Origin of the sequence: Anaerostipes sp. CAG:276 (assembly GCF_000432215.1) — a bacterium.
GTDB lineage: Bacteria > Bacillota > Clostridia > Lachnospirales > Lachnospiraceae > Anaerostipes > Anaerostipes caccae.
Genome location: NZ_FR889180.1, coordinates 45,146 through 52,098 on the forward strand (window position 1 = coordinate 45,146; position 6,953 = coordinate 52,098).

8 protein-coding genes are annotated in these 6,953 nt (G+C 43.6%); 7 read left to right on the top strand and 1 reads right to left on the bottom strand.

Annotated elements, in window-relative coordinates; all coding sequences use genetic code 11:
* The first annotated feature begins 213 nt into the window (after nucleotides 1-213).
* From QVP35_RS04870 to QVP35_RS04900, 7 genes are read left to right on the top strand one after another with little or no spacing between them, the layout of a single operon-like run.
* The gene (locus QVP35_RS04870; RefSeq protein ID WP_009288735.1) at nucleotides 214-627 is read left to right on the top strand and encodes a PTS sugar transporter subunit IIA; all 414 of its coding nucleotides are present in this window, start codon (nucleotides 214-216) and stop codon (nucleotides 625-627) included.
* Nucleotides 624-1,100, top strand: a complete 477-nt coding sequence (locus tag QVP35_RS04875; protein WP_009288736.1) for a PTS sugar transporter subunit IIB — start codon at nucleotides 624-626, stop codon at nucleotides 1,098-1,100. The genes QVP35_RS04870 and QVP35_RS04875 overlap by 4 nt, the downstream gene beginning before the upstream one ends.
* Before the next feature lie 14 nt (nucleotides 1,101-1,114).
* On the top strand, nucleotides 1,115-1,879 hold the full coding sequence (locus tag QVP35_RS04880; protein WP_009288737.1) for a PTS mannose/fructose/sorbose/N-acetylgalactosamine transporter subunit IIC: 765 nt from the start codon (nucleotides 1,115-1,117) through the stop codon (nucleotides 1,877-1,879).
* Nucleotides 1,880-1,891: 12 nt separating this feature from the next.
* A complete protein-coding gene (locus tag QVP35_RS04885; protein WP_006568888.1) occupies nucleotides 1,892-2,716 on the top strand; it encodes a PTS system mannose/fructose/sorbose family transporter subunit IID in 825 nt (274 codons plus the stop codon).
* 10 nt (nucleotides 2,717-2,726) lie between these two features.
* Nucleotides 2,727-3,491, top strand: a complete 765-nt coding sequence (locus tag QVP35_RS04890; protein ID WP_006568887.1) for a ChbG/HpnK family deacetylase — start codon at nucleotides 2,727-2,729, stop codon at nucleotides 3,489-3,491.
* A gap of 25 nt (nucleotides 3,492-3,516) precedes the next feature.
* A complete protein-coding gene (locus tag QVP35_RS04895; RefSeq protein ID WP_006568886.1) occupies nucleotides 3,517-4,149 on the top strand; it encodes a ketohydroxyglutarate aldolase in 633 nt (210 codons plus the stop codon).
* 4 nt (nucleotides 4,150-4,153) lie between these two features.
* Complete coding sequence (locus tag QVP35_RS04900; RefSeq protein WP_006568885.1) at nucleotides 4,154-5,098, top strand: phosphoglycerate dehydrogenase; 945 nt, start codon at nucleotides 4,154-4,156, stop codon at nucleotides 5,096-5,098.
* A 117-nt stretch (nucleotides 5,099-5,215) separates the two neighbouring features.
* Here the strand turns inward: QVP35_RS04900 and QVP35_RS04905 are convergent.
* Nucleotides 5,216-6,953: PTS transporter subunit IIABC (locus tag QVP35_RS04905; protein WP_288187754.1), on the bottom strand; the 1,738-nt coding region annotated here is incomplete at its 5' end.

A 6,953-nucleotide genomic window follows, 5' to 3' on the forward strand; every position in this document is an offset into this window, starting at 1 on the left:
CACACACAAATTGAATCAGACGTAATTAATATACACTCATCATACACTAAACTTAAAATTCATGCAAAATACACCGTAAAAAACTCAAACAGAGTGTAAATTAAGTGTGTATATAAAAAATTTGCGTATATAAGAATTGTGGGTTAGGATATGCCTAAGTGATGTAAGCGCATACAGAACGAATTACCATTTAACGAGTGAAGGAGGATGTAGATGACAGACATTATAGTGGCAACACACGGTGGACTTGCAGAAGGCATGGTCGATGCATTGGAGCTTATAATAGGGAAGCAGGAAAACATATGGTTTCTTGGATTGCGGCATGAGGACAGCATTGATACTTTTATCAAAAGGGTCGATTCTTTCGCTGCGGACACAGATCACGATATCTTATTCATGACAGACTTATTAGGAGCCAGCCCATACAATGCCGCAGCCCAGGCGATTGATCATAACAGGGACAAACATGTTGTCTGTGTATCGGGAATTAATTTATCTATGCTGGTGGAAGCAGCCTTGAAAAGAAACGATATGAAATTGGATGAGCTGGCAGATTATCTTGTTGAGACCGGAAAACAGGGAATTGCTAAATTATCATTAAATATGGAGAGAGGAGGGACATTATGAGCAAAATAGTATTATCACGGATCGACGACCGTTTGATTCACGGCCAGGTCATGACAGCATGGGTCCAGCATGTGGGAGGGAATGAAATTGTGATCGTAGACGACAAAGTCGCAAAGGATCCATTTTTAAGCGCAGTCATTACAGGCGCAGTGCCAAAGCACCTAAGCGCTCAGGCAATGACCATTGACGGCGCCGCAGAGTATTTAGAGAAGATAAAAGATGAGGATAAAAACATCATTATTTTAGCAAAGGGACCCAAGGTTTTTCTGGATTTGATTGAGAAAGGTGTCCAAATAAAAGAAATTAATTTAGGCGGAATGGGTTCTACACAAGAACGAAAAAAGTTATATAAAAATATTTCAGCAAGTGATAAAGAACGGGATATGTTGAAGCAATTGTCAGCACAGCATGTACATGTATTTATTCAGGTCGTGCCAAACATGGAAACTGTAGAGATAAATAAAATACTTTAAGCGGAGGGAGAAACATGCATATTTCAATTTTACAGGCAGTTTTGATTGGCCTGGTCTACTATTTAGGAGCAAATGGGACACCATGGCTTACTGTTAACATGAGCTGGGCGCTGAGAAGGCCTTTGATATCAGGGATCCTGGTTGGTCTAATTTTAGGTGATCCTGTCAAAGGTTGTATGGTCGGTGCAGCGATCAATGTAACCTATCTTGCACAGATTACGGCAGGCGGCGCCCAGACCATGGATGAGGGCCTGGCGGGAACTGTCGGAACAGCACTGGCGATTATTTCAAATGCATCCACAGGAGTCGCAGTGACACTTGCAGTACCGATTTCCTTACTGGGCAACTTATTATGGATGATTTATATGACAGGGGATATTTTCATTGTCCATAGAACCGATAAAATTGCGGAGACAGGAGATATAAAGAAAATTATTTTCTATAACATCGTTCCTTCCCAGATTTTTAAGTGTATCATTTATACCATTCCGGTAGCAATTGCCGTATATAGCGGGTCAGGTGTTATTACAAGTATGCTGCAGGCATTAAAAGGGACACCAGTGATTGATGTATTGACTACGATCGGGACAATTCTTCCTGCCCTTGGTATTGCAATGAATTTTAAAGCCATCTTATCTAACGCTGGGGCAAAAGCATACTTATATCTGCTGTTAGGTTTTATTTTATCTATTTATATCAACCTGCCACTGGTGGTCATCGGTATTTTAGCAGTGATTATAGCACTTTTACAGAACAGCGAAAGTTCAGCTTTAAGTTAGGGAGGAATCAACATGGAAACCATAGAAAAAAAGAGATTAAGTAAAAAAGATATCATTAAGTCCTATCTGATCTGGACATTCTTCAGCCATTCAACCTACAACTATGAACGAATGCAGGCTTCCGGGGTGCTGCATACTCTGGCGCCGAGTCTGGAAAAATTATACGGAAAAGAGACACAGGAATTAAAAGACGCATGCAAACGACACATGGAGTTCTTTAATACAGAACCGAATGTAGGAGGCTGTATCTTAGGGATTACTCTTGCCTTAGAAGAGCAAAAAGCAAACGGTGAAGATGTAGACGAAGAAATGATCTCAAGCATCAAAACAGGTTTGATGGGACCTCTGGCAGGTATCGGCGACACAATCTGGCAGGGAACGTTATCCCCCATAGCATTGGGTATTATCCTTGGTATGGCAAAGGCCGGCAACTTCTTAGGACCGATCATCTACTTATTGATCATTGGTGTTGTGTTATTCGGTCTTGGTTACTTATCCTATACCAAAGGTTACTATATGGGACGCGAAGGAATCGGAAAGATCATCGGAAGCGGTTTATTAAACAAAGTAACCGAAAAAGCAACCATCGTCGGGGCAACTGTACTGGGAGGACTGGTGGCATCTTATGTAACTGTGTCCTGCGGATTAAAGTTAAATTTAAGCACAGGTACACTGGACGTGCAGACTGCGGTATTTGACAGTATCTTAAAAGGTATACTGCCGTTGGGAATCACTCTATTAACTGTATTTATGTTGAGAAAAAAAGTCAATGTAAACATCATATTGCTGGTGCTGATCCTAATTGGCACAGTGGGAACACTGATCGGATTCTTTTAGAGGATAAACCATGAAAATTATACTAAATGCTGACGATTTTGGATTGACCCATGAAGCGAATCTGGGAATCGCAAAAGCCTTCAATGAAGGTTTTTGCTCCCAGGCTTCTGTCGTGACCAACACGAATTATTTTGATGAGGCAGTGTCCCTGGCAGAAAAAAATAACTTTAAGCACAAGGTCGGCTTACATATCAATCTGTTCGACGGGACACCGTTAACCTCCGGGATTAAAAAGCTGAAACAATATGCCAGATCAGATCTGTTTGATTATCACCCCGATTTTCTGCACCGGGTTACACCAATGTACGCAGATGTCATCGCAGAGGAAATAGAAGCACAGATCCAAAAGTATTTAAGCGGAGGTTTTTCTCTAATGAATATAGACTCCCACCACTGTGCATTTTATGATATTCCGGTTCTTTACGGATTGATACCCTTGTTAAAAAAATACAAATTTGAATCTGTCCGTTACATTGGAAACAGTTTTTTTAACGGGAGTAAATGGCGGCATTTCTACGGCACCCAGTGGAAGAAAAAAATGAATCAGCTGCACCTTCGTCATACAGACTATTCCAGCAGTGTGGCCACCTTTGATAAAAACCGCAAGAGCAGGAATCCCCAGCTTATGAAAGAAAAGAAGGCAGAGGTATACGTTCATCCTGTCTTGGTCGAGGGTTATTTTATTGATAACTACACAGGCGGTACGCATCTTGAAGATAGTTTCAAAAAGGCTAAATTAGACAAAATGAAATTTATTACATCCAGAGACTTATAACTTATAAAAGAAAGAAGAGATAAAAATGAAAAAGGAAGAAATTATTTTAGGAATCAAAAAAACCGGCTTAATGGCAATCGTCCGGGTGGATACTGTGGAACGTGGTTATGAGATCGCTCAGGGATGCCTGGATGGCGGAGTCAATGTTCTTGAAATCAGCTATACCAACAACAACGCCGGAGAAGTGATCTCTGCTTTAAAAAAGAAATATAAGGAGGATCTTCTGGTCGGCGCAGGCACCGTCCTGGACGGAACAACGGCCCGCCTTGCAATTATGAGCGGGGCACAATTTATCATTGCCCCTTGTTATGACGACGGTGTCGCGCAAATTTGCAACTTATACCAGATTCCATATGCACCGGGATGTACTTCTTATACGGAAATGTTGACGGCATTAAAGGCAGGCGCATCCTTTATAAAGGCATTTCCAATCTCCAATTACTACGGCCCCAGCTTAGCTAAAGTGGTAAAAGTCCCATGCCCCCAGGTGCCGGTCATGGCATCAGGCGGAGTTGACTTCGACAACCTTGCAGAGTGGTTTGACAGCGGAGCTGACTGCGTTGGCCTGGGCGGATTACTTACCAAAGGTTCCACAGAGGAAATTGCGGCAAACGCAAAAAAGCTGCGTGATATTGTAACAGACGTAAGAAAAGGATGAGCATATGAAAACGATTCTAGTAACACCGAGAGGATACGCAAAATACGGCAGTAAAGCAGGAAAACGTTTAGAAGTACTTGGCTATGAAATGGACGTCAATCATACAGGCAGACCACTTCCAAAAGACGTGTTTGCAGAAAAAGCAAAGCGGGCGTCCGGGATCATCGCGGGCGTTGACGAACTGAATGAAGAGCTCCTCCGGAAATGCAGGCACCTAAAAGCCATTGTGAAATTCGGGGTTGGGACCGATAATATTGATCTTTCTGTCTGTGAAGAACTAGGGATTAAAGTCGGCCGCTGCATTGGAACGAATTCCAATGCAGTCGCCGAACTCACCATCGGAATGATGTTTGCAGCGGCAAGGCATATTGTGAGCAATGCTATGAATGTCAAAAGTCACGGCTGGGACAAACCAACAGGACTGGAACTCTTTCATAAGAAAATTGGTATTATCGGGTTTGGTAATATCGGAAAACATGTCGCGAGAATAGCAAACGGGATCGGAATGGAAGTTCTGATCTATGATATGTTTGATGCTGCCCAAGATGTACTGGCTGAATACAACGCAAAGCAAACATCTGTGAATCATATCCTGAAAGAATGTGATTTTATATCCATCCACGTGCCGCTTACTGAAAATACAAAAGACATGATCTCAACCAAAGAGTTTAAAATGATGAAGGACACGGCTGTCTTAATAAATGCAGCCCGGGGCGGAATTGTAAACGAATACGCTCTTTACAAAGCTTTAAAAAACAAGGAGATCTACGCCTGTGCATCCGACGTCTTCACCACAGAACCTCCCCATAGGGAACCGTGGGTCGATGAGCTGATCAAGATGGATCACTTTATCCAAACTGCCCACATCGCATCCCGTTCAGTAGAGTCTGAGATCAATACCGTAAATACAGCAACGAATATAATGATCCAGCTTTTGCAGGATCCATGATCCATATCTCCCTCAATATATTATATATTTATGGCACTTGATGACTTTGTGATAAAGAACGATCCAGACAAAAGATCTTCTTGCGGCCATCCGTTGGAAGATCTTTTTCACTTATTCCTATTTTTTTAATGTAAGCACTTTTGTTCCGGCGTCCAATTCCCCGGTGTTCTCTATGGTAATGCTTGTATACTCTTCACTATTGCTCACCACCACAGGTGTTGTGACAAAAAAGCCCTCCTGCTTGATCTTTTCAAGATCAAACTCAGCGATCCGGTCCCCTTTTCTCACTTTCATGCCTGACTCCACCTTCACATGATAATATTTCCCGGCAAGTTTGACTGTATCAATTCCCATATGAACCAGGACCTCAGCCCCGCCCCCAGACGTGATGCATATAGCGTGCTTCGTGTTAAATACCGTAGTGACTGTACCGTCCACAGGTGAAATCACATTTCCGTCAGAAGGTCTTACGGCAAACCCCTGTCCGAGCATCCCTTCTGCAAAGACCTCATCTTCCACTTCATCCAGTTCTACTGCTTCTCCATTGACCGGCATACAGACAGTTTCCGCTGCCACCTCCGGCATCTCTTCTGCCACAGGGGCTCTCGGTGCTTCTGCTGCCCTGTCCGACAAGCTGCTGGCCAGATAATCTTCCAGATTTGATTTTATAACAGTGACCATCGGCCCATAGATAATCTGAACCCCGTCTCCTTTTTTTACAATGCCCCGTGATCCGCTTTTTTGCAGCATCCTGTCATTCACTTTTGAAGGGTCGGCAATGGTACATCTTAGCCGTGTCACACAGCAGTCCACGTCTTTGATGTTTTCCTTCCCTCCCAGCCCCGCGGCAATGAGCGCTGATAGATCAGAACCGTCGGTTTCTTCTCCTTCTTTCTGATGTTCTGCAGCCATGTCGGCTCTAGTGTATAGTTTTATTTCCTTGTCTTCCTTTTCACGTCCAGGGGTTTTTAAATCCAGCTTCCTGATCAAAAAACTGAACATAAAGTAGTATACAGTGAAATATATGAGGCCTACCGGAATAAACATCAGCCAGTTTGTTTTTGCCTGTCCCTGCAGAACTCCAAACAAGAACATATCAATAATGCCGCCCGAAAATGTCAGGCCGACACAGACATTCAGGATATGCATCAGCATATAAGCCGCTCCTGCAAACACGCAGTGAATCACATACAGTCCAGGTGCCACAAATAAAAAAGTAAATTCCAAAGGCTCCGTAATCCCTGTCAGCATAGATGTGAGGGCTGCGGATATCAGAAGGCCGCCCACGGCTTTCCTCTTTTCCGGTTCCGCACACCTGTACATAGCAAATGCAGCTCCAGGCAGGCCAAAGATCATCAGAGGAAACTTACCTGTCATAAATCTTGTGGCGGAAACCGCAAAATGGGTTGTCCCCGGATCGGCCAGCTGTGCGAAGAAGATATTTTGAGCACCGTCGATCATCCTTCCTCCGATTTCCATCGTTCCTCCAAGAGAAGTCTGCCAGAAGGGCAGATAAAATACATGGTGCAGTCCAAACGGAATGAGCGCACGCTCCATAACGCCATAGATAAAGGTGCCGAAATAACCCGATGCACTCACAAGTCCCCCTGCCGCATACATGACATCCTGGATCGGCGGCCAGATAAAATACATAATGATCCCGACAAATACGAATACAACCGTACTGATTACCGGCACAAATCTTGTTCCGCCAAAAAAAGACAAGGCTTCCGGAAGCCTGATCTTATAAAATTTGTTATGCAGCGCCGCTACGCCAAGACCCACAATAATTCCTCCGAAAACTCCCATCTGAAGAGAGGTGATCCCCAGAACAGAAGTCGTTGCACCCTCACGC